This is a genomic window from Sphingobium sp. AP50, from assembly GCF_900109095.1.
Lineage (GTDB): Bacteria > Pseudomonadota > Alphaproteobacteria > Sphingomonadales > Sphingomonadaceae > Sphingobium.
Window position 1 is genome coordinate 1,003,070 of the sequence record NZ_FNYZ01000001.1, and the last position, 21,428, is coordinate 1,024,497.

20 protein-coding genes are annotated in these 21,428 nt (G+C 62.8%); 16 read left to right on the top strand and 4 right to left on the bottom strand.

Annotation, left to right across the window (positions count from 1 at the left end; all coding sequences use genetic code 11):
- Positions 1-113: 113 nt before the first annotated feature.
- Positions 114-875 carry a triose-phosphate isomerase gene (gene tpiA / locus BMY84_RS05025; RefSeq protein ID WP_093081190.1) on the top strand — a complete coding sequence of 254 codons (762 nt, stop codon included), beginning with the start codon at positions 114-116 and terminating at the stop codon, positions 873-875.
- Positions 876-922: 47 nt separating this feature from the next.
- Here tpiA and ggt read toward each other — a convergent pair whose 3' ends face one another.
- A complete protein-coding gene (gene ggt, locus BMY84_RS05030; RefSeq protein ID WP_256215057.1) occupies positions 923-2,674 on the bottom strand; it encodes a gamma-glutamyltransferase in 1,752 nt (583 codons plus the stop codon).
- A 224-nt stretch (positions 2,675-2,898) separates the two neighbouring features.
- On the opposite strand from ggt, the gene secG reads away from it, so the two are divergent.
- Both secG and BMY84_RS05040 read left to right on the top strand, forming a co-directional pair.
- Entirely contained in the window at positions 2,899-3,273 is a 375-nt protein-coding gene (gene secG, locus BMY84_RS05035) for a preprotein translocase subunit SecG (RefSeq protein ID WP_093081193.1), read from the top strand.
- A 90-nt stretch (positions 3,274-3,363) separates the two neighbouring features.
- Entirely contained in the window at positions 3,364-4,995 is a 1,632-nt protein-coding gene (locus BMY84_RS05040; RefSeq protein ID WP_093081195.1) for a CTP synthase, read from the top strand.
- A 32-nt stretch (positions 4,996-5,027) separates the two neighbouring features.
- Here BMY84_RS05040 and BMY84_RS05045 read toward each other — a convergent pair whose 3' ends face one another.
- The 3 genes from BMY84_RS05045 to BMY84_RS05055 all read right to left on the bottom strand — a co-directional run bounded on the left by BMY84_RS05045 (position 5,028) and on the right by BMY84_RS05055 (position 7,780).
- On the bottom strand, positions 5,028-6,140 hold the full coding sequence (locus tag BMY84_RS05045) for an NADH:flavin oxidoreductase/NADH oxidase (protein WP_093081198.1): 1,113 nt from the start codon (positions 6,138-6,140) through the stop codon (positions 5,028-5,030).
- Between the two features lie 66 nt (positions 6,141-6,206).
- The gene (locus BMY84_RS05050) at positions 6,207-6,560 is read right to left on the bottom strand and encodes a diacylglycerol kinase (RefSeq protein WP_093081200.1); all 354 of its coding nucleotides are present in this window, start codon (positions 6,558-6,560) and stop codon (positions 6,207-6,209) included.
- An 89-nt stretch (positions 6,561-6,649) separates the two neighbouring features.
- Positions 6,650-7,780 carry a PQQ-dependent sugar dehydrogenase gene (locus BMY84_RS05055; RefSeq protein WP_093081203.1) on the bottom strand — a complete coding sequence of 377 codons (1,131 nt, stop codon included), beginning with the start codon at positions 7,778-7,780 and terminating at the stop codon, positions 6,650-6,652.
- Positions 7,781-7,979: 199 nt separating this feature from the next.
- Between BMY84_RS05055 and rimP the strand changes: the two genes are divergently transcribed.
- The 13 genes from rimP to BMY84_RS05120 all read left to right on the top strand — a co-directional run bounded on the left by rimP (position 7,980) and on the right by BMY84_RS05120 (position 21,376).
- Entirely contained in the window at positions 7,980-8,504 is a 525-nt protein-coding gene (gene rimP / locus BMY84_RS05060; protein WP_093081205.1) for a ribosome maturation protein RimP, read from the top strand.
- Between the two features lie 14 nt (positions 8,505-8,518).
- The gene (nusA, locus tag BMY84_RS05065) at positions 8,519-10,090 is read left to right on the top strand and encodes a transcription termination factor NusA (RefSeq protein ID WP_093081208.1); all 1,572 of its coding nucleotides are present in this window, start codon (positions 8,519-8,521) and stop codon (positions 10,088-10,090) included.
- A gap of 198 nt (positions 10,091-10,288) precedes the next feature.
- Entirely contained in the window at positions 10,289-10,951 is a 663-nt protein-coding gene (locus BMY84_RS05070) for a DUF448 domain-containing protein (RefSeq protein WP_093081210.1), read from the top strand.
- Positions 10,952-11,034: 83 nt separating this feature from the next.
- Positions 11,035-13,668 (top strand): translation initiation factor IF-2, encoded by a 2,634-nt coding sequence (gene infB, locus BMY84_RS05075; RefSeq protein ID WP_093081213.1) that lies wholly within the window; start codon positions 11,035-11,037, stop codon positions 13,666-13,668.
- A gap of 121 nt (positions 13,669-13,789) precedes the next feature.
- Positions 13,790-14,188, top strand: a complete 399-nt coding sequence (gene rbfA / locus BMY84_RS05080) for a 30S ribosome-binding factor RbfA (protein WP_093081215.1) — start codon at positions 13,790-13,792, stop codon at positions 14,186-14,188.
- A 35-nt stretch (positions 14,189-14,223) separates the two neighbouring features.
- Positions 14,224-14,403 carry an AbrB/MazE/SpoVT family DNA-binding domain-containing protein gene (locus tag BMY84_RS05085; protein WP_177203897.1) on the top strand — a complete coding sequence of 60 codons (180 nt, stop codon included), beginning with the start codon at positions 14,224-14,226 and terminating at the stop codon, positions 14,401-14,403.
- Positions 14,404-14,476: 73 nt separating this feature from the next.
- Positions 14,477-15,343 carry an alpha/beta hydrolase family protein gene (locus tag BMY84_RS05090; protein ID WP_093081220.1) on the top strand — a complete coding sequence of 289 codons (867 nt, stop codon included), beginning with the start codon at positions 14,477-14,479 and terminating at the stop codon, positions 15,341-15,343.
- Between the two features lie 10 nt (positions 15,344-15,353).
- Complete coding sequence (locus BMY84_RS05095; RefSeq protein WP_093081223.1) at positions 15,354-15,932, top strand: thymidine kinase; 579 nt, start codon at positions 15,354-15,356, stop codon at positions 15,930-15,932.
- Positions 15,929-16,489, top strand: coding sequence for a GNAT family N-acetyltransferase (locus BMY84_RS05100; protein WP_177203898.1), 561 nt, complete (start codon positions 15,929-15,931; stop codon positions 16,487-16,489). The genes BMY84_RS05095 and BMY84_RS05100 overlap by 4 nt, the downstream gene beginning before the upstream one ends.
- Positions 16,490-16,500: 11 nt before the next feature.
- Positions 16,501-17,418: a tRNA pseudouridine(55) synthase TruB gene (gene truB, locus BMY84_RS05105; protein WP_093081228.1), complete on the top strand. Its 918-nt coding sequence runs from the start codon at positions 16,501-16,503 to the stop codon at positions 17,416-17,418.
- Positions 17,415-17,684: a 30S ribosomal protein S15 gene (gene rpsO, locus BMY84_RS05110; RefSeq protein WP_093012986.1), complete on the top strand. Its 270-nt coding sequence runs from the start codon at positions 17,415-17,417 to the stop codon at positions 17,682-17,684. Before truB ends, rpsO begins: the two co-directional genes overlap by 4 nt.
- 175 nt (positions 17,685-17,859) lie before the next feature.
- Complete coding sequence (pnp, locus tag BMY84_RS05115; RefSeq protein WP_093081230.1) at positions 17,860-20,196, top strand: polyribonucleotide nucleotidyltransferase; 2,337 nt, start codon at positions 17,860-17,862, stop codon at positions 20,194-20,196.
- Positions 20,197-20,356: 160 nt separating this feature from the next.
- Positions 20,357-21,376 (top strand): sensor histidine kinase, encoded by a 1,020-nt coding sequence (locus tag BMY84_RS05120; RefSeq protein ID WP_093081233.1) that lies wholly within the window; start codon positions 20,357-20,359, stop codon positions 21,374-21,376.
- Positions 21,377-21,428 lie beyond the last annotated feature (52 nt).

The following is a 21,428-nucleotide window of genomic DNA, read 5'->3' on the forward strand; positions in this document are numbered from 1 at the left end:
GCCGTTCATCGGCTTATGCAGCATCCGGTTCTTTCGGGGAGACGCCAGGGCAATCGTCCGGCGGCGAAGGTGGCGGGGGCGACGTGCAGCAATAATCATAAGGAAACAGATTGATGGGCAGGCGCAAGCTGGTTGTCGGCAATTGGAAGATGAACGGGATGCGTGCGCATCTCGACGAAGTGGAGGCGATCGGCCGCGTGGCGGCAGCGCATCCATCGGTGGAGGTGGGCCTGTGCCTGCCCGCCACGCTCATCATGGCGGGGTCCGAACGGCGCGGCGCGGCGTTCATTGGCGGACAGAACTGCCATATGGACATCAGCGGCGCCTATACCGGTTCGCTGTCGGCGGAGATGCTGGCGGAAGCCGGCGCCACCTGGGTCATCACCGGCCATAGCGAACGGCGCGAGGCGCGCGGCGAAACCAATGCCGACATCGCCTCTAAGTCCGAAGCCGCGCATAAGGCGGGCATCAATGTGATCCTGTGCGTGGGTGAAACGCTGGCAGTACGGGACGCGGGCAAGGCGGAACAGGTCGTGGCCGACCAGTTGCTGGCCTCTCTGCCGGACGATGCCGCTGCCGACTGGCTGGCGGTGGCCTATGAACCGATCTGGGCGATCGGCACTGGCCGCATTCCCACGCTGGAAGCCGTGGCGGCCATGCATGCCGCGCTGCGTGCAGCGCTGGCCAGTCGCATCGGTGCGGAAGCGGACAAGATGCGCATCCTTTATGGCGGGTCGATGAATGGCGACAATGCGGCGGATCTGATGGCGATCCCGGATGTCGACGGCGGCCTTGTCGGCGGGGCCAGCCTGTCCGCCAAAAAATTCGCCCCGATCATCGAGGCGGCGGAACAGCGGATGGCGGCAGCCGCCTGAAGCGACGGCCCGCGCCGGTCATAACCGGCGCGGCTCTGTCTTCCGGCTCAGTTCACGCCCTGTGCCAGCGCATCGGGCCGCCGCGTGTCGGCCGCGCCCAGGAATTTATCGCCTTCGACCATGATCGACTGGGTGCTGCCCATCGTGTCGGACAGGCGGGTCTTGTGCCCCTTGGCCTGAAGCAGCAGCGCCATTTCGGGCGGGAAGCCTTCTTCCAGTTCTAGCGGACTGTCGGCATCCGACTGATGGATGCGGGGCCGTTCGGCCGCTTCGGCGATGTTGAGGCCATGGTCGATCGTGTTCACCAGAATCTGCGCCATCGCCGAAATGATATAGCCGCCGCCCGGCGAACCCGTTACCAGCCAGGGCTTGTCATTGCGGAACACGATCAGCGGCGTGATGGTGGAGCCCAGTCGCTTGCCGGGTGACGGCCAGTTCGCTTCGCGCCCCGGCTCTCTCCCCCAGTTGAAATTGCCCATCGAATTGTTGAGCAATACGCCGGTCCCCGGCGGCACGACATGCGCGCCATAGGATGCCGTGAGCGTATAGGTGTTGCTGACCGCATTGCCATATTTGTCGGCGACCGAATAATGGGTCGTGTCGATGCTTTCGTGCGGATAGGGATTGCCGTCGGGCAGCGTTTCGCCGGTCAGCGACTTGGCGGGGGAGATCAGCTTCACTCGTTCGGCGGCATAGGCCTTGCTCGCGATACCCTTGGCCGGCGTCTTCCAGTCGGGCAGACCACCGATCAGCCGACGATCGGACCCGGACACTTTCATCGCTTCGGACAATATGTGCAGGCTGTTGCTGCTGCCCCAGCCATAATCCTTCATCGGGAAATATTCGACCAGGTTCAGCAATTCGGCCAGCGTCGCGCCTGAAGCGGTCGGCGGCATGAAGGCGATCTTGTTGCCGCGATAGGTGGACCAGATGGGTTCCAGCACCTCCACCTTGAAATCGCGCAGATCCTGTTCGTCGACGATGCCGCCGCCCGCGCGAATGCCCTGCACCATCTTCTGGGCCAGCGGTCCGGTGTAGAAGCCGTCCCGTCCGCGCGCCGCGATCTGCTTCAGGCTCCAGGCCAGATCGGGCTGTTTGAAGATATCGCCGGGCTTATAGGCGGAACCGTCCGGCTTGAAGAAGGCCTTGGCCGCGCCAGGGTCTTTCATCATCACCTCCTTGCGGCCGGCGGTCGCTTCCGCTTCGCCGTCGCTCAGTCGATAGCCTTTCTCTGCCAGACGGATCGCGGGTTCCAGCAGCTTTTTCCACGGCATGCTGCCGTGCATGCGATGCGCTTCCCACATGCCCGCGACGGTGCCGGGCACCGAAACGCTCAGGTAGGTCATCGACTTGCTGGAGTCATATTTTTTGTCCGGGCCGGTCAGAAGGTCCGGCCTGGTCGCGCGCGGCGCCGTGCCATAATAGTTGATGGTGATGGTCTTTGCAGGCTGGCCCTCCTTCGCTGCCATATGGATGACCATATAGCCGCCGCCACCGATATTGCCTGCGCGGGGCAGGGTGACCGCTTCAGCAAAGGCCACGGCGACGGCGGAATCGACGGCATTGCCGCCCTGGCGCAATATCTCGACCCCCACCTGCGTTGCAGGCGCGCTCTGGCTGGCGACCATGCCGTCGCGACCGATAACGGGCCCGTGAATCTGGCTGTAGTTGACGATATCGCCGCCGCTGCCGCGTTCGGCGACGGGCTGGGTGGGAAGTTGTGCCTGAACCATCGTCGTCGTGGCCAGCAGCATCAGCGCCATCGGATAGAGGCGGATCGGGTTTCTCTTTCGACGCATAGTCATTTCCTTCGTCTGTGCACGCAGCCGGAAGGGTGCTGATCGCATCCCTCTGCGTTCGTGGTTCCAAGACGCGAGCCGGGGCTAAGGCCTCCGCAAAAAGATGTGGGGAGCAGAATGGGAATGTCGGGTTGGTCGCAGTGCGATGCTCACAGGTTGCCCCGGCGCCCCTTCATCGCTATGTGCGCGCCAACGCACTCCTTCACCGGACAGATATAACCGCAATGTTCACCTTTCTCCTCGTCGTGCAGGCGATCATCGCCGCCCTGCTGGTCACCGTCATCCTGATGCAGAAGTCGGAAGGCGGCGGTCTGGGTGTGGGCGGCAGCCCGTCGGGGTTCATGTCGGCGCGCGGCGCGGCGGATTTCCTGACCCGGTCGACCACGATCCTCGCCAGCATTTTCGTGCTGCTGTCGATCGTGATGGCGGTGATCGCTTCGGTGCGGCATGCGCCCAGCGACATCGACACCTCACTGGTGAAGCAGGCCCCAGCTACGCAGGCCGCTCCGGCGCCGGCCAATGCCGATCCGCTGGCGGGTGCGGCTGGCAACGCAGCCTCGGCCCCGGCTGCCAATGGCGCGGTTCCGCTCGCCAACTAAACCTTCCGTCGATCTTTCGATCTTTTTTCAAGCGCGCGTGGATTCGCGCGCTTGCCCTTTGTTGTTCCGAAAGGCTAAGCCTCTCTTCCCATGACGCGGTATATTTTCATCACCGGCGGCGTGGTCTCCTCGCTTGGCAAAGGCCTTATGGCCGCTTCGCTTGCAGCGCTGCTGCAAGCGCGAGGTTTCCGTGTGCGAATCCGGAAGTTCGACCCCTATCTCAACGTCGATCCGGGCACGATGTCGCCCTATCAGCATGGCGAAGTCTATGTGACCGACGACGGGGCGGAAACCGACCTTGACCTTGGCCATTATGAGCGGTTTACGGGCGTTTCGGCGCGGCAGTCGGACAATGTGACGCAGGGCCGCGTCTATCAGACGATCATCCAGCGCGAACGGCGCGGCGATTATCTGGGTGCGACGGTGCAGGTCATTCCGCACGTCACTGACGAGATCAAGGCGTTCGCCACCGCCGATACCGAAGACCTGGATTTCGTGCTGTGCGAAATCGGCGGCACGGTGGGCGACATCGAATCGCTGCCCTTCATGGAAGCGATTCGCCAGCTCCATAATGATCTGGATCGCGGCCAGTCGATCTTCGTGCATGTGACGCTGGTGCCCTATATCGCGGCGGCCGGTGAGTTGAAGACCAAGCCGACCCAGCGCAGCGTGCGCGACCTGACCTCGCTTGGTATCCAGCCCGACATTCTCCTCTGCCGTTGCGAGCACCCGCTGCCCGACAGCGAGCGCAAGAAGATCGCTTTGTTCTGCAATGTGCGGCCCGAAGCGGTCATCCCCGCGCTCGACGCCAGCAGCATCTATGCCGTGCCGCATCAATATCATGCCGAAGGGCTGGACGAGGAAGTGCTGCGCGCTTTCGGCATCAGCGATGCGCCCGCGCCCAAGATGGATCGCTGGGATGACATCATGGATCGTCGGCAGAACCCGGAAGGCGAAGTCACGATCGGCGTGGTCGGCAAATATGTCGGCCTGCTGGACGCCTACAAGTCGCTCTATGAGGCGCTGAACCATGGTGGCCTGGCCAACCGGGTGAAGGTCAACGTCAAGTGGATCGATGCGGAGCTGTTCGAGAAGGGTGACGATATCGTCGCCAGCCTGGAACCGATGCACGGCATTTTGGTCCCCGGTGGCTTTGGCGTGCGCGGATCGGAAGGCAAGATCGAATCGGTCAAATTTGCGCGCGAACGCAATGTGCCCTTCTTCGGCATCTGCCTTGGCATGCAGATGGCCTGCATCGAAGGCGCGCGGAACACGGCGGGCATTGCCGACGCCTCGACCACCGAGTTCGGCGAAACGTCGGAACCGGTCGTCGGCCTCATCACCGAATGGATGAGCAAGGAAGGCCTGCAACAGCGGACTGCCGAAACCGATCTGGGCGGCACCATGCGTCTGGGCGCTTATCCCGCCAAGCTGACCGGCAACAGCGTGGTCGCGGGCATCTATGGCAGCAACGACATCAGCGAACGGCATCGCCATCGCTATGAAGTCAATGCCAGCTATCGCGAGCCGCTGGAAAAGGGCGGCCTGATCTTCTCGGGCATGTCGCCGGACGGCACGCTGCCTGAAATCGTCGAGCGGCCCGACCATCCCTGGTTCGTGGGCGTGCAGTTCCACCCGGAATTGAAGTCCAAGCCGTTCGATCCGCATCCGCTCTTCGCCAGCTTCATCGAAGCGGCGGTCAAGCAGAGCCGACTGGTATAAAAGGAAACGGGGCCAAGGCCCCGTTTTTCGTTTCAGCCTTTCGGCGCGTCGAACAGATGCCGGTACTGGCGCGGCTGGCAGCGCAGATATTGCGGCGCGGCCTTCACGCTCGCGCCCAGATGCGCGGCGGCGTGCCAGGGCCAGCGCGGATCGTAGAGGATGGTGCGCGCGATCGCGATCAGGTCGGCGTCGCCGGTGCCCACGATCGCTTCGGCCTGCTCATAATCGGTGATCAGGCCCACGGCGATCACCGGCATAGTCACCGCCTGCTTCACCGCACGGGCGAGCGGTACCTGATAGCTGGGGCCGACCGGGATATCCTGCCGCGGGTCCAGGCCGCCGCTTGACACATGGATCGCGCTGCATCCGCGCGCTTCCAGCGCCTGGGCGAAGGCGATCGTCTGTTCGATGTCCCAGCCGCCCGCGACCCAGTCGGTTCCCGATACGCGCATCGTCACCGGCTTGTGCGCCGGGAAGGCGGCGCGCACCGCATCGAAAATCTCCAGCGGCAGGCGCATCCGGTTTTCGAGGTTGCCGCCATAATCGTCGTCACGCCGGTTGGAGAGGGGCGAAAGGAACTGGTGCAACAGATAGCCATGTGCGCCATGCAACTGGATTGCATCGATCCCCAGGTCGTCAGCCCGCTTCGCCGCCGCGACGAAGGCATCCCGCAGCCGGTCGATCCCGGCCTTGTCCAGCGCCATCGGCGCGTTGGTGCCCGGCGTGAAGGGCAGGGGAGAGGGTGCGACCGTCTGCCAGCCGTAGGGCGCATCGGGCGCAATCTGCGCGCCGCCCTTCCACGGCACTTGGGTCGATGCCTTGCGCCCGGCATGGCCGAGCTGGATCGCGATCGGCATGTCACTATGGGCGCGCACACCGTCCAGCACCCGCTTCATCGCCGCCTGTGTCCGGTCGTCCCACAGGCCGACATCGGCGCGGCTGATCCGTCCTTCCGGTAGCACGGCCGTTGCTTCGATCGTCAGCAGCGCCGCGCCGGATTGCGCCAACTGCCCCAAATGCATCAGGTGCCAGTCCGTCATCTCGCCATCCACGGCCGAATATTGGCACATGGGCGCGATAACGATGCGATTGCCGAGGGTCAGGTCGCCGATCTCGAAGGGCTGGAACAGCTTGGGCGCGCTCATAGTATCTCCGGAGGAAAGGAAGCTGTCCGCTAGATAGGAGGCATGTTGCGGTGCGGTAGGGGCCTGTCATGGCAATTTCGAAACGACCATGCAGGCGGCCACTGCCAGCGCGCCTATGCTCGATAACAACACCGCGCCCGCCGCCATGTCCTTTGCGGCGCCGATGTTCGGATGAATGTCCGGATGCACATGATCGATCAGCCGTTCCAGCGCGGCGTTCATCGCCTCCATCGCCATGACCAGCGCAACCGCCAGCGCGGTGGCGGCCCACCAGATGGGTGCCGGTCGCAACAGGATCAGCGCGGCCAGCGCCATTATCGCCATGGCGCTCTGGGTGCGAAAACTCCGTTCTCCGCGCCAGCAGGAGCGCAGGCCGGTGAGGGCGAATCGCAGTCTTTCCCTGAATGGACGATTTTTCATGGCCGCTCCCGCTGCTGGTCGCCGGTCATGATCCGGTGTCATGCAGCGATGATGGAGCGGCGATGAAGAAATCGCGGAAAAGCTGCGGATCAGCTTGCCGGTGTCAGCTTCAGCATCCGGCCCTGCGACTTGCCGCCATCCTCCAGCAGCCAGATCGCGCCGTCCGGCCCCTGTTCCACTTCGCGGATGCGGGCGCCCATATCCCACTGGTCGGCCTTTTCCGCCTTGTCGCCGTCCAGCTTCACGCGGATCAGGCTCTGGCTCGACAGGCCGCCGATGAACAGCGATCCCTTCCATTGCGGGAACAGGTCGCCCGAATAATAGAACAGGCCGCCCGGCGAGATGGAGGGATTCCACCAGACTTTGGGCGCTTCATAGCCATCGCCTGCCTTGTGATCGGGAATGTCGCGGCCGTCATAATGGCTGCCATTCGATACGTTGGGCCAGCCATAGTTGAGGCCGGGCTTGATCAGATTGACCTCGTCGCCGCCCTTCGGCCCCATTTCCTGTTCCCACAGGCGCCCGTCCTTGTCGAAGGTGATACCGAGCAGGTTGCGATGGCCATAGGACCAGATGGCAGGGTTGAAGCCCTTCGCCGCGAGCGGATTGCCTGCCGCCGGTGTGCCGTCCAGATTGAGGCGCAGCACTTTGCCCAGCGTCGCCTTGGGGTCTTGCGCCGGATCGAATTTCTGTCGCTCGCCATTGGTAAAGAACAGATATTTGCCGTCGGGCGAAAAGGCGATGCGACCCGAATAATGGCCATTGCCCTCGACATAGGGGCTAGCGCGGAAGATGATCTGTACGCCGTCCAGCTTGGTTGTGCCGTCATTCGCCTGATTGAAGGCGCCCTTCGCCAGCGCCACGCCCTTCAAGCCATCGCGCTCCTCCGAGAAGCTGAAATAGACCGCCTTGTCCTTCGCGAAGGTCGGCGAAAGGACGACGTCCATCAGGGCACCTTGCCCCTCGCTATCGGATTTCGGGATGCCCGCGATCGGGATCTTGGTGCCGTTCTTGGGATCGAACAATATCATCTCGCCGGCCTTCTCCGTCACCAGCGCGCGGCCGTCCGGCAGGAAAGTCATGGCCCAGGGCGAATCGAAATCGGCGATGACGGATGCCTTGAACGGCTTCTCGCCGGGAGGCGTGGTCTGGTTGCTGGCCCCGTCGCCCGAACAGGCGATCAGAGCCAAGGGCAGGGCGGCGAGCGTCATATGGCGCATCTATATCTCCGTAGCTGGACTTCGAGAGGGGGGCGTTTCGCGCGGAATGATGCGCTTCAAATGGTCAGAGACGAATAATGTTGCAGATTTCCCGCGCTCCGCCTATATCGGCATTGCTTCCTTACATCGTCAAAAATGTCAGGGTCGCGGGCAACAGCCTGCGGCACGGGAAGACGCATATTTTGTTTCTGGAGACTGCATGGCGGACATCGCCGAATTGACCGCGCTGATCGAACCCGAGGTGAAGGCTTTGGGCTTCGACCTTGTGCGCATCAAGCTTTTCGGGTCGGGCGACGAATATACGCTCCAGATCATGGCCGAAAACCCCAGGACCAAACAACTTGTGATCGAGGATTGCGCCACCATCTCGCGCCGCATTTCGGACGTGATGGATGAAGTCGATCCGATCGAGGAAGCCTATCGTCTGGAGGTGAGTTCGCCCGGTATCGACCGGCCGCTGACCCGCCTGCACGATTTCCAGGAATGGGCCGGGCATGAGGCGAAGATCGCCGCGACCGAACTGGTCGAGGGGCGCAAGAGTTTTCGCGGCATTCTGGACGGTGTCGAGGGCGAGGATATCCTCTTCACCGATGCCAAGGCTGGTTCCGTTTCCATTCCGTTCGCTCTGGTCGGCGAAGCCAAGCTGCTGCTGACCGACCGACTGATTTCTGCTACCATGCCGCTCTCTTCCGATGGGGCGGATGAATTTGAAACCGAAGAATAAGGGTTCATAAAGTCATGGCCAACGCCATTTCCGCCAATCGGGCAGAACTGATCGCCATCGCCAATTCGGTGGCCAGCGAAAAGATGATCGACAAGGCCATCGTCATCGAGGCGATGGAAGATGCGATCCAGCGCGCCGCGCGCGCCCGCTATGGCGCCGAAAACGACATTCGTGCGAAGCTGGACCCGGACAGCGGCGACCTGCGCCTGTGGCGCGTCGTCGAAGTGGTCGACGTGGTCGAGGATTATTTCAAGCAGGTTGACCTGAAGCAGGCTGCCAAGCTGAAGAAGGACGCGATCGTCGGCGACTTCATCGTCGATCCGCTGCCCGCGATCGATCTGGGCCGCATCGACGCCCAGTCGGCCAAGCAGGTGATCTTCCAGAAGGTCCGCGATGCCGAGCGCGAGCGTCAGCATGAAGAATATAAGGACCGCGTGGGTGAGATCATCACCGGCGTCGTCAAGTCGGTCGAATTCGGCCATGTCGTCGTCAATCTGGGCCGCGCCGAAGGCGTGATCCGTCGCGACCAGCAGATCCCGCGCGAAGTGGTTCGCGTCGGTGACCGCATCCGGTCGGTCGTGCTGAACGTGCGCCGCGAAAATCGCGGTCCGCAGATTTTCCTCAGCCGCGCGCATCCCGAATTCATGAAGAAGCTGTTCGCGCAGGAAGTCCCCGAAATCTACGACGGTGTCATCACCATCATGGCCGCCGCCCGCGATCCGGGTTCGCGCGCCAAGATCGGCGTCATCAGCCGCGATAGCAGCATCGATCCGGTCGGTGCCTGCGTCGGCATGAAGGGCAGCCGCGTTCAGGCCGTCGTGCAGGAAATGCAGGGCGAGAAGATCGACATCATCCCCTGGTCGGAAGATACCGCGACCTTCGTCGTCAACGCGCTCCAGCCCGCACAGGTCGCCCGCGTCGTCATCGATGAAGAAGAAGAGCGCATCGAAGTCGTCGTTCCCGACGATCAGCTGTCGCTTGCCATCGGTCGCCGCGGCCAGAATGTCCGCCTTGCCAGCCAGCTGACCGGCAAGGCGATCGACATCATGACCGAAGCCGACGCCAGCGAGAAGCGTCAGAAGGAATTCGTGGCCCGCTCCGAAATGTTCCAGAACGAACTGGACGTGGACGAAACCCTGTCGCAGCTGCTGGTGGCCGAAGGCTTTGGCGAGCTGGAAGAAGTCGCCTATGTCAGCATCGACGAACTGGCTTCGATCGAAGGCTTCGACGATGATCTGGCCGGCGAATTGCAGAATCGTGCGCAGGAAGCGCTGGAGCGTCGCGAAGCCGCCGCCCGCGAAGAACGTCAGAATCTGGGCGTCGAAGATGCGCTGGCCGATATGCCGCATCTGACCGAAGCGATGCTGGTCACGCTGGGCAAGGCGGGCATCAAGACGCTCGACGATCTGGCCGACCTCGCCACCGACGAACTGGTGCAGAAGAAGCGTATCGATCAGCGCCGTCGCAAGTCGGACAATACCAGCGACGACAAGGGCGGCATCCTGGCAGCCTATGGTCTGAGCGACGAGCAGGGCAATGAGATCATCATGGCCGCCCGCGCTCACTGGTTCGAAGAGGAAGCGTAAGTCTCCATGACTTTTGCCGGCATCCTGTCAGCATATTGCACCCGGTCGCTCATGCAGCGGCCGGGGCTGCTGACGGCTGTCGATTCTGCTTCTCTAGCAAGGGAGGACGCCAATGTTGCGGACACTCCCCGATGAGAGAATAGCGCCTCTCGACAGCGTCGGACTTGCCCTTTCATCCGTTTTGGCGGAGGGGCGCGCATGACCGAACGCAAATGCATATTGAACGGCGACCGTGCCGACCCCGAAACGCTGATCCGTCTGGCCATTGGCCCGGAAGGGCAGGTGTTGCCCGATATCCGTGCCAAGGCGCCGGGGCGGGGCGCCTGGATCGGCGTGTCGCGCGCCGAACTGGAAGTCGCGCTGGCCAAGGGCAAGCTCAAGGGTGCACTGGCCCGTTCGTTCAAGGACGGCGCTTTGGTCATTCCGGATACTCTCCCGGCCCTGATCGAGGACGGATTGCGCAAGGCGCTGCTCGACCGGCTGGGGCTGGAGGCGCGCGCGTCCATGCTGTTGACGGGATCGGAAAAGATCGACGTCGCCTGCCGCAAGGGGCAGGTGCAATTGCTGCTCCATGCGGCCGATGCGGCGGCGGACGGCAACCGCAAACTGGACCAGGCCTATCGGGTCGGACAGGAAGCGGAAGGTACGGATTTGGCAGGCATCACCTTGCCTGTGGACCGCGATGCCCTATCTATGGCAATGGGGCGCGACAATGTCGTCCATATCGCGGTGACCGACTCGCGGGCTGCTTCGCGCCTGCGCGCGGCCATTGGCCGCTTGGAAAGCTATCTGGGTTGCGCTAACGGGGCGCCAGTGCATGGGGAGACTGTCTCCGCTGATGCACCGGCCGTTCCCGATTAGGCGTTGCCGGACAGGCATCGAAATAGAAGGGCGTCGGCGGGCCTATCCGGCCGAAGCGGAAGTGAAGGGTTAAGTTCGATCGTATGAGTGACAGCAAGGAAGACAAGCCGGTTCTGGGTCGCAAGCCGCTGGGCATCAAGCGGACCGTTGAATCCGGCCAGGTGCAGCAGCAGTTCAGCCATGGCCGCAAGAATACGGTCGTGGTTGAGGTGAAGCGGCGCCGCGTCCTGGGCAAGCCGGGTGAGACGACCGGTGGCGCTCCTGCGACTGCGCCCCAGGTGGAGCCGACTCCGGCGCCCGTCGCTCCGCGTCCGGCCGCTCCTGCGCCTGCCCCGCAGCAGGTGCGCGCGCCGCAGCCTGCCGCCCCGGTGCGCCACACTCCGCCGCAGAGCCTGATGTCGCGCCAGGAATTGCAGGCCAAGCTGCTGCGTGAGGCGGAAGAAGCTCGCATGACCGCGCTGGAAGATGCCCGTCGTCGTGAAGACGCCGCGCGCCTTGCCGCCAGCGAAGAAGAAAAGCGTCGGGCTGAAGAGAATCGCCTGGCGGCCGAAGCGGCCGAAGCCAGGGCCGCCAATCCGGTCGAACCGGAGGCCGAGGCTGCGCCGGAACCCGAAGCTGCGCCTGCCGCTCCGGTTGAACCGTCTGCACCCGTCGCCGCCGAACCGGCTGCTGCGCCTGCCGCTCAGCCGACGCCTGCCGCAGCCGAAGCGCGTCCCGCGACGGCTGCCACCATTCCGCCGCCGCGCCGCTTTACCCCGGTTGCGCCGGTCAAGCGTCCCGAGCCGGCCAAGCCGGATCGCGCCAAGAAGGGCGAGGATAATCGTCGCCAGGCTGGCAAGCTGACCGTCACCAAGGCTCTGGCCGATGACGACAGCGCGCGTGCCCGTTCGCTCGCCGCGCTGAAGCGTGCGCGTGAAAAGGAACGTCGTGCCCATTATTCGGGTGGTTCCAAGACGCGCGAGAAGCAGAGCCGCGATGTGATCGTGCCTGAAAGCATCACCGTTCAGGAACTTGCCAACCGTATGGCCGAAAAGGGCGCGGATCTGGTCAAGTCGCTGTTCAAGATGGGCACCGCCGTCACGCTGAACCAGCCGATCGATCAGGATACGGCGGAACTGCTGGTCGAAGAATTCGGCCACCGCATCCAACGCGTGTCCGATGCCGACGTCGAAATCGGCATGGAAGGCGAGATCGACGCGTTCGAAACGCTCAAGCCCCGTGCGCCGGTCGTGACCATCATGGGCCATGTCGACCATGGCAAGACCTCGCTGCTCGATGCGCTGCGCGGCACCGATGTCGTCAAGGGCGAAAGCGGCGGCATCACCCAGCATATCGGCGCCTATCAGGTGACGACGAAGAAGGGCGATGTCATCACCTTCCTCGATACGCCGGGCCATGAAGCCTTCTCGGAAATGCGTGCCCGTGGCGCTAACGTCACCGACATCGTCATTCTGGTTGTTGCGGCGGACGACGGCCTGATGCCGCAGACCATCGAAGCCATCAACCACACCAAGGCCGCTGGCGTGCCGATGATCGTTGCGATCAACAAGTGCGACAAGCCCGAAGCGAACCCGCAGAAGGTGCGTGAGCGCCTGCTGAGCGAGGAGATCGTGGTCGAGGATATGGGCGGCGACGTGCAGGACGTGGAAGTTTCGGCGCTCAAGAAGACCGGGCTCGACGAATTGATCGAAAAGATCCTGCTTCAGGCCGAAGTCATGGAACTGACCGCCAACCCCGATCGCGCGGCCGAAGGCAATGTGATCGAGGCACAGCTCGACAAGGGTCGAGGCGCTGTCGCCACCGTGCTGGTCCGCAAGGGCACGCTCAAGATTGGCGACACGTTCGTCATCGGTTCGGAGAGCGGTAAAGTGCGTGCGCTGGTCAATGACAAGGGGCAGCAGGTGAAGTCTGCCGGTCCTTCGTCTCCGGTCGAGGTGCTGGGCCTTACCGGCGTGCCCAAGGCGGGCGACCAGCTTACCGTCGTGGAAAATGAAGCCCGCGCCCGTGAAGTCGCTGCCTACCGTCAGGAACTGGCGACCCGCAAGCGGACCACTGCCGCGCCCACCAGCTTCGAACATATGTTCTCGGCGCTGAATACGACCGTCATCGAATATCCGGTGGTGGTGAAGGGCGACGTGCAGGGGTCTGTTGAAGCGATCGTATCGTCGCTGAACAAGATCTCGACCGACGAGATCAAGGTGCGCATCCTGCATTCGGGTGTCGGCGCGATCACCGAAAGCGACGTCACGCTGGCCGCTGCCAGCCGTGCGCCGCTGATCGGCTTCAACGTCCGTCCCAATGCCAAGGCGCGTCAGCTTGCCGAGCGCGAGAAGATCAGCCTGCGTTATTATGACGTGATCTACGACCTTCTTGAAGAAGTGCGTGGCGAAATGGCGGGCCAGTTGGCGCCCGAACGCATCGAAACGATCGTTGGTCGTGCCGAAGTGCTTCAGGTGTTCCCGGCGGGCAAGAAGGACAAGGCGGCTGGTCTGCTCGTCCTCGACGGCATCATCCGCAAGGGTCTGTCGGCACGTCTTACCCGCGCCGATGTCATCGTATCGCGCACCAACATCGCCTCGCTGCGTCGCTTCAAGGACGATGTGTCCGAAGTGCGCGCCGGCATGGAGTGCGGTGCGGTCCTTCAGGACACGAACGACATCAAGGCCGGCGATACGCTGGAACTGTTCGAAGTCGAAGAGCGCCAGCGCACGCTGTAAACCATATCCCCCCTCCCGCATGCGGGAGGGGGGCAGGGGGTGGGCTCGCCCTCTCCTATATATTATGGCCGGTGGGTAGAGCCCGCCCCCGGCCCCTCCCGTAAACGGGAGGGGAGGATTTATGTCCAACCAACCCGAAGGCCCTTCCGTCCGTCTGCTTCGCGTGGGCGAGCAGGTGCGCCATGTCCTGTCGGACATTCTTCAGCGCGGCGACGTGCATGATGATGTGCTGGCGAAGCATGTCGTCAGCGTTACGGAAGTCCGCATGTCGCCAGATCTGCGCCACGCGACCGTTTTCATCAAATCGCTGCTGGGGCAGGATGAGGAAGCGGTGCTGAAGGCGCTGCGCACCAACACCGCCTATCTTCAGCGCGAAGTCGCACATCGCATCGCGCTCAAATATGCAGCGAAGCTCAAATTCCTCGCCGACGAAAGCTTCGACGAAGGCAGTCATATCGACAAGCTGCTCCGCGATCCCAAGGTCGCCCGCGACCTGACGCAGGATGAGGGCGAAGATTGATTGCTGGCGCCATGCTTCTATCCCATAATGACGGGATGAAACTGGTCGTGAATCGCGATAATCGGATTACAGTGCCGGCGGCGCTGCGCCGGGCGCTCGATCTGCGGCAGGGCGATGAAGTCGAATTCGTCCTGTGTGACGGCAACCTTCTTATTCGTCCGACCAAGCCACGGTCGATGCAGGACCGCCCTATCGCGACGGGTTCACAAGGTTAGCAGCGTCGTTCTGTCAGACTGATTGAAGGGGGCATCCGGGGTGCGGAAATCATTGCTATTGTCTTTGTGCGTCATGCTCGCGGCGGGAGCGCCCTTATTAGCCAGAGAACCCGCCACTCATCCCGCTGTCATCACCGATCCCAAGCCTGACGCGGCTTATCCCGCTGGCATGAGCGCCTTCGTCATCCCGGTCGAGGATGGAGCGATGAATGCGGTGATGTATACCGCCGCCGGGTCCGGCACGCATCCGACTTTGCTGCTGCTGCACGGCTTTCCAGGCAATGAGCAGAATCTGGACCTTGCGCAGGCCGCACGGCGCGCTGGATGGAATGTGCTGACGCTGCATTATCGCGGAAGTTGGGGCAGTCCTGGCACCTTCTCCTTTAGTCATGCGTCGGAGGACGCCTTTGCCGCGCTGCAATTTCTCCAGCAGCCATCGACCATCGCCAAATATCGCATAGATACCAGCGCGATCGTCGTGGCCGGGCATAGCATGGGCGGCTTCATGGCCGCCGATGTCGCCGCCGCTGAACCGCGCGTCGCCGGCCTGTTCCTGATCGATCCGTGGGACCCGGCGCAGACCGTGGCGTCGCTCGCCACGCCGGAGGGGGAAGCGGGCTGGAAGGCCGAAGTGGCGGGCGACCTGCCGCCGCTCAATGGTGCGACCTATGAAAGCCTGACCGGGGAGATCAAGGCGGATGGCGCGAAGTTCGACCTTGGCCGGCGCCTTGCCGGCTATGGTCGCCGTCCGCTCACGATGATCGGTGCGGAGCGGGGTATCGGTGCGATGGCGCGCAAGGCTGCGGCGGATGCGCAGGGCGCCAATCCGGATTCGCGGTTGATGGTCTGGCCGACCGATCACAGCTTCTCCGACAAGCGTATCGCGCTGGCCGACGCGCTGGTCCGTTTCCTGGCTGGCGTTGCACCGACAATCCGCTAATCGCAGGCGGATGGCGAAACTCTATTTCTACTATAGCTCGATGAATGCGGGGAAATCGACGACCCTGCTGCAATCGGACTTCAACTATCGCGAGCGCGGCATGGACACGATGCTGTGGACCGCCGCGCTCGATGATCGCTACGGTCAGGGTCGGATCGTGTCGCGCATCGGGCTGGAGGCGCTTGCCGCTCTGTTCGACGGCGCCACCGACATGTTCGCCGCCATCGATGCCCAGCATGAAGCGACGCCGCTGTCCTGCGTGCTTGTGGACGAGGCGCAATTCCTGACCGAAGCGCAGGTCTGGCAACTGGGCGGAGTGTGCGACCGGCTGGGCATTCCCGTCCTCTGCTATGGCATCCGCACCGATTTTCAGGGGCAACTCTTTCCCGGCAGCGCGGCGCTGCTGGGGCTGGCCGACACGCTGAGCGAGATCAAGACGATCTGCGAATGCGGGCGCAAGGCGACGATGAACCTGCGCGTCGACGGGCAGGGCAGGGCGATCCGGCAGGGCGACCAGACCGAGATTGGCGGCAATGATCGCTATGTGGCGCTGTGCCGTCGCCATTTCGTGGAGCAGATGCAACGATGAGCCGGATGGACCAGTTGCTTGCCGCCATCGATGCGCCGGGCCTGCATCTGGAGCAAATGCACGAAGCGCATCGCGAAGTGTTGCGCGCCATCTGTCCGCTGAACGACGCGGTATGGGATATCTATCCCGTTCGTTTCGCCGGACCGGATTTCGATGCCGCATTTGACGGCACTCTCGTCAATCCCGATCGCTGCCCTTTCATGGTCTTTGCCGAGGGGCAGGCCGTCGGCATGTCCGGCTATCTCAACCTGTCTCCGGCGGATAATGCGCTGGAAATCGGCCTGACCTATATGGCGCCGTCAGCGCGCGGCACGGGCCTCAATAGCCAGATCAAGCCATTGCTGATCGGCCGGGCGATCGACTGCAGCTTTAACCGCATCGAATTTCGCGTCGACGCCCGCAATATCCGATCGCAAAAGGCGGTGGAGAAGCTGGGTGCGGTGCGCGAAGGCATGTTGCGCAAGCAGCGCATCACCTGGACCGGCCATGTCCGCGACACGATCATCTATTCCATCCTCGCCGACGAATGGCGTGACAGGCTGGCCGCGCAGGGATAAGGCCCGCCGCCATGCACGGCTGGATCATCCTCGACAAACCCCATGGCCTCGGTTCGACGCAGGCGGTCAGCGCGGTGAAGCGCGCGCTTCGCACACAGCGGGAATTGCTGGGCGGAACGGAAAAGTGGAAGGTCGGCCATGGCGGCACGCTCGATCCGCTGGCAACCGGCGTGCTGCCGATCGCGGTCGGGGAGGCGACCAAGCTGGCGGGCCGGATGCTCGACAGCGACAAGATTTATGACTTCACGATCAAATTTGGCGAGCAGACCGACACGCTGGATCTGGAGGGGAAGGTTGTCGCGAAATCCGACGTCATTCCGAACTTCGGTGATGTTGAGGATGTTCTTGCTGATTTCGTCGGAGAAATAGATCAGGTCCCGCCCGTTTACTCGGCTATCAAGATAGATGGTGCGCGCGCCTACGATCTGGCACGGTCGGGAGAAGCGCCAGAAATCAAGAGCCGCCGCATTACTATCTATGCCTTGGATTATCTCAGCGAGGAAGCCGGCAGCGTCACCCTGCGCGCGCATGTCTCCAAAGGCACCTATATCCGCTCCCTTGCCCGCGACATTGCGCTGGCGCTGGGGACGGTGGGCCATGTCACCATGCTGCGGCGGATCAAGGCCGGGCCGTTCACCCTGGAAACCGCGATTTCGCTGGACAAATTGGACGAAGCTGCTAGGGGCGGCACCATCGGTGGGCTTATGCTCCCGTTGACGGCGGGGCTGGACGACATCCCGGCTCTCGCAGTCTCTCCCGATGAAGCACTGGCTCTCCGACAGGGGAAGGTGCTGTCGGGGTCCGACATTGCCACCGGCCTTCATCTGGCGTTCGACGGGATCATTCCCGTGGCGCTGGTCGAAGCGCAGGACGGAGACATCCGGGTAGTGCGCGGATTTAACCTGATGCCGAAGGAAGAAGACAGATGACGATCACTGCCGAGCGCAAAGAAGCGCTTATCAAGGAATATGCCCGCGTTGAGGGTGACACCGGTTCGCCGGAAGTCCAGGTTGCGATCCTGACGGAACGCATCACCAACCTGACCGAGCATTTCAAGGGTCACCACAAGGACAATCATAGCCGCCGTGGTCTCCTGATGATGGTCAACAAGCGTCGTTCGCTGCTGGACTATCTCAAGAAGAAAGATCAGGCTCGCTATGTCGACCTGATCGGTAAGCTGGGCCTGCGTAAGTAAGTCCGCTATAAAGGGACGGCCCCATTCGGGGCCGTTTCCGATTCTGGAATGGGGCGCAATCCGGCGCCCTGTTGCATATCAGGGGCCAGATGATGCCCCGAAACCGATGTGGGCCGGTTAGCCCGCAACACAGGCCCCGCCCGGCAATAGGGCCAGGTGGGCGAAGGAAAACTCTATGTTCGATGTAAAGAAAGTTTCGATTGAGCTGGCCGGCAAGACGCTGACCCTCGAAACCGGCCGTATCGCGCGTCAGGCTGACGCTGCTGTGCTGGCGACCTATGGCGAAACCGTGGTGCTGTGCGCCGTGACCGCCGCCAAGAGCGTGAAGGAAGGTCAGGACTTCTTCCCGCTGACCGTCCACTATCAGGAAAAATATTCGGCCGCCGGTCGCATTCCGGGTGGCTTCTTCAAGCGTGAACGTGGCGCGACGGAAAAGGAAACGCTGGTTTCCCGTCTGATCGACCGCCCGATCCGCCCGTTGTTCCCCGAAGGTTTCTATAACGAAATCAACGTCATTGCTCAGGTTCTGAGCTTCGATGGCGAAAGCGAACCCGATATCGTGGCGATGATCGCCGCATCGGCTGCGCTGACCTTGTCGGGCGTGCCCTTCATGGGCCCGATCGGCGCTGCCCGCGTCGGTTACAAGGATGGCGAATATCAGCTGAACCCGAGCCTTGACGAAGTGAAGACCGGCGACCTCGACCTGGTCGTTGCCGCCACCGGCAACGCGGTGATGATGGTCGAATCCGAAGCCAAGGAACTGTCGGAAGACGTCATGCTCGGCGCTGTCCTGTTCGCCCATGAAGCTAGCAAGAAGATCGTCAACGCGATCATCGACCTGGCCGAAAAGGCCGCGAAGGACCCGTGGGAAATCGCCAAGAGCGATGACACCGAAGAGCTGAAGAAGAAGCTGAAGAAGCTGATCGGCAAGGACATCACGGCCGCCTACAAGCTGACCGACAAGTCGGCCCGCTCGAACGCGCTGAACGAAGCCCGCGCCAAGGCGAAGGCATCGTTCGCAGCCGACGGCCTGGACGCCCAGACCGTGATGGCCGGCATCAAGCTGACCAAGAAGCTGGAAGCGGAAATCGTGCGCGGCGCCATCCTGAAGGACGGCAAGCGCATCGACGGCCGCACCACCACGCAGATCCGCCCGATCGAAGCGATGGTCGGCTTCCTGCCGCGCACCCATGGTTCGGCCCTGTTCACGCGCGGTGAAACGCAGTCCATCTGCACCACCACGCTGGGCACCAAGGACGCCGAGCAGATGATCGACGGCCTGACCGGCCTGCATTATGAAAACTTCATGCTGCACTATAACTTCCCGCCCTATTCGGTCGGTGAAGTCGGCCGCTTTGGTGCGCCGGGCCGTCGTGAAGTGGGCCATGGCAAGCTGGCATGGCGTGCGCTGCACCCCGTCCTGCCCAGCAAGGACGAATTCCCCTACACCATCCGCGTTCTCTCGGACATTACCGAGTCGAACGGTTCCTCCTCGATGGCCACCGTCTGCGGCGGTTCGCTCTCGATGATGGACGCCGGTGTGCCCCTGAAGCGCCCCGTGTCGGGCATCGCCATGGGCCTGATCCTGGAAGGCAAGAATTTCGCTGTCTTGAGCGACATCCTTGGCGACGAAGATCATCTGGGCGACATGGACTTCAAGGTGGCCGGTACCGAAGAAGGTATCACCACCATGCAGATGGACATCAAGGTTGCCGGCATCACGCAGGAAATCTTCGAAGTCGCGCTGCGTCAGGCCAAGGAAGGCCGCGCGCACATCCTGGGTGAGATGAGCAAGGCGCTGTCCTCGACCCGTACCGAGCTGTCGGCCCATGCCCCGCGCATCGAAACGATCCAGATCGACAAGTCGAAGATCCGTGATGTCATCGGCACCGGCGGCAAGGTCATCCGCGAAATCGTCGCCGAAACCGGCGCGAAGGTCGACATTGACGACGAAGGCATCATCAAGATTTCCTCGTCCGACACGGCCCAGATCGAAGCCGCGAAGAAGTGGATTCTCGGCATCGTCGAGGAAGCCGAAGTCGGCAAGGTCTATGTCGGCAAGGTCGTCAATATCGTCGACTTCGGCGCGTTCGTGAACTTCATGGGTGGCAAGGACGGCCTCGTCCACGTCTCCGAAATGAAGAATGAGCGCGTGGAAAAGCCGACCGACGTCGTGTCGGAAGGCCAGGAAGTGAAGGTCAAGGTTCTCGAAATCGACCCGCGCGGCAAGGTTCGCCTGTCCATGCGCGTCGTAGATCAGGAAACCGGCGAGGAACTGGAAGACACCCGTCCGGCTCGCGAACCGCGCGAACCCCGTGGTGATCGCGGCGACCGTGGTGATCGTGGCCGTGGCCCGCGCCGTGACGGCGGCGACCGTGGCGGTCGCGGTGGTGAAGGGCGTGGTGATCGGGGCGGCGATCGGGGCCCGCGCCGTGACCGTGGCCCGCGCAGCGAAGGCGGCAATGATGACGGCCCCAGCGGTGGTCTGCCCGACTTCCTGACCCAGGACTGATATTTCGCGCCGGACGATAACGTCCGCGTGGAAACTATTGAAAACGGGGCGTCCGAATATCGGGCGTCCCGTTTTTATTTTATTCCGCTCGCAGACTGATTTCGATCAAGGCGACCCGGAATGGTTCTGCTAGGGTAACGACGAACTGTCGGGGATCATCATGCAGCGGAGTAATGCGCGCTTTGTCGAACGCCTTCCGCTCGTCCTGAAACGGCCGATCTATGCCTATGCGCTGACCCTGATTTTCTGCGTGGCAGCGTTGCTGCTGCGCTTTGCGGCCGAACCGCTGCTGCCTACCGGCTATCCCTTCGTCACTTTCTTTCCGGCCGTCATCCTGACATCCTTCCTGTTCGGGGTGAGGCCGGGGATATTTGCGGCGGTCCTGTGCGGCTTTGCGTCCTGGTATGTCTTCATCCCGCCGATGTTCGGCTTTGCGATGAATCCGGCGGTCGCAGTGGCGATGCTCTTCTACACCGGCGTCGTCGTCATCGACATCCTGCTGATCCATTTCATGCAGCGCGCCAATTTCAACCTGGCGGTGGAGCGGGAGCGCAGCCGCATGCTGGCGGACAATCGCGAACTGCTGTTCCGCGAATTGCAGCATCGCGTATCGAACAATCTTCAGGTCGTGGCCGCCATGCTGTCGCTTCAACGGCGGCAGATCGACAATGATGTGGCGCGCCGTGCGCTGGATGATGCATCGGCGCGACTGGCGCTGGTCGGCCGGATCAGCCGGGCGCTCTATGATCCGTCGGGCAATGGACAGGATATCGGCGCGTTCCTGACGGCGCTGTCGACCGATATCGTGGATGCCAGCGGACGGCAGGATCTGGCCGTCAGCGTCGTCGCGCCCGATGCGATGCGGCTCGATTCCGACATGGCGGTATCGTTTGCCCTGATCGTGGCGGAAGCGGTCAGCAATGCGATCGAACATGGCCTGCCCGATCGCGCTGGCCGCATTCAGGTGACATTGGCAGAGGTGGAGGACGGGCTCATGCTGGAAGTCGTCGACGACGGCCGGGGCATCCCGGCGGACTTCGACAGTGCCAATAGCCAGTCGCTGGGCCTGCGTATAGCCAATGCGCTGGCCAGCCAGCTTGGCGGGCGGTTCGCGCTCTTCCCGGGGCAGGCGGCGGGGACGGTCGCCAGGCTCGATCTGCCCGCGGCGGCGGCTTGTTGATCGCACCGCATTCTGGCGCTTGGCGGCGGCCATCGGCTAAGCTATGACCCGC

Bases quoted from the DNA above. Each gene is read 5' to 3' on its own strand.
- BMY84_RS05055 (WP_093081203.1), bottom strand. From the start codon at position 7,780: ATGCGCCATATGACGCTCGCCGCCCTGCCCTTGGCTCTGATCGCCTGT.
- BMY84_RS05100 (WP_177203898.1), top strand. From the start codon at position 15,929: ATGAGCCGGATGGACCAGTTGCTTGCCGCCATCGATGCGCCGGGCCTG.
- infB (WP_093081213.1), top strand. From the start codon at position 11,035: ATGAGTGACAGCAAGGAAGACAAGCCGGTTCTGGGTCGCAAGCCGCTG.
- rimP (WP_093081205.1), top strand. From the start codon at position 7,980: ATGGCGGACATCGCCGAATTGACCGCGCTGATCGAACCCGAGGTGAAG.
- truB (WP_093081228.1), top strand. From the start codon at position 16,501: ATGCACGGCTGGATCATCCTCGACAAACCCCATGGCCTCGGTTCGACG.
- BMY84_RS05085 (WP_177203897.1), top strand. From the start codon at position 14,224: ATGAAACTGGTCGTGAATCGCGATAATCGGATTACAGTGCCGGCGGCG.
- rbfA (WP_093081215.1), top strand. From the start codon at position 13,790: ATGTCCAACCAACCCGAAGGCCCTTCCGTCCGTCTGCTTCGCGTGGGC.
- BMY84_RS05120 (WP_093081233.1), top strand. From the start codon at position 20,357: ATGCAGCGGAGTAATGCGCGCTTTGTCGAACGCCTTCCGCTCGTCCTG.
- BMY84_RS05070 (WP_093081210.1), top strand. From the start codon at position 10,289: ATGACCGAACGCAAATGCATATTGAACGGCGACCGTGCCGACCCCGAA.
- BMY84_RS05045 (WP_093081198.1), bottom strand. From the start codon at position 6,140: ATGAGCGCGCCCAAGCTGTTCCAGCCCTTCGAGATCGGCGACCTGACC.
- BMY84_RS05090 (WP_093081220.1), top strand. From the start codon at position 14,477: ATGCTCGCGGCGGGAGCGCCCTTATTAGCCAGAGAACCCGCCACTCAT.
- ggt (WP_256215057.1), bottom strand. From the start codon at position 2,674: ATGCGTCGAAAGAGAAACCCGATCCGCCTCTATCCGATGGCGCTGATG.
- pnp (WP_093081230.1), top strand. From the start codon at position 17,860: ATGTTCGATGTAAAGAAAGTTTCGATTGAGCTGGCCGGCAAGACGCTG.
- rpsO (WP_093012986.1), top strand. From the start codon at position 17,415: ATGACGATCACTGCCGAGCGCAAAGAAGCGCTTATCAAGGAATATGCC.
- nusA (WP_093081208.1), top strand. From the start codon at position 8,519: ATGGCCAACGCCATTTCCGCCAATCGGGCAGAACTGATCGCCATCGCC.
- BMY84_RS05040 (WP_093081195.1), top strand. From the start codon at position 3,364: ATGACGCGGTATATTTTCATCACCGGCGGCGTGGTCTCCTCGCTTGGC.
- tpiA (WP_093081190.1), top strand. From the start codon at position 114: ATGGGCAGGCGCAAGCTGGTTGTCGGCAATTGGAAGATGAACGGGATG.
- BMY84_RS05050 (WP_093081200.1), bottom strand. From the start codon at position 6,560: ATGAAAAATCGTCCATTCAGGGAAAGACTGCGATTCGCCCTCACCGGC.
- secG (WP_093081193.1), top strand. From the start codon at position 2,899: ATGTTCACCTTTCTCCTCGTCGTGCAGGCGATCATCGCCGCCCTGCTG.
- BMY84_RS05095 (WP_093081223.1), top strand. From the start codon at position 15,354: ATGGCGAAACTCTATTTCTACTATAGCTCGATGAATGCGGGGAAATCG.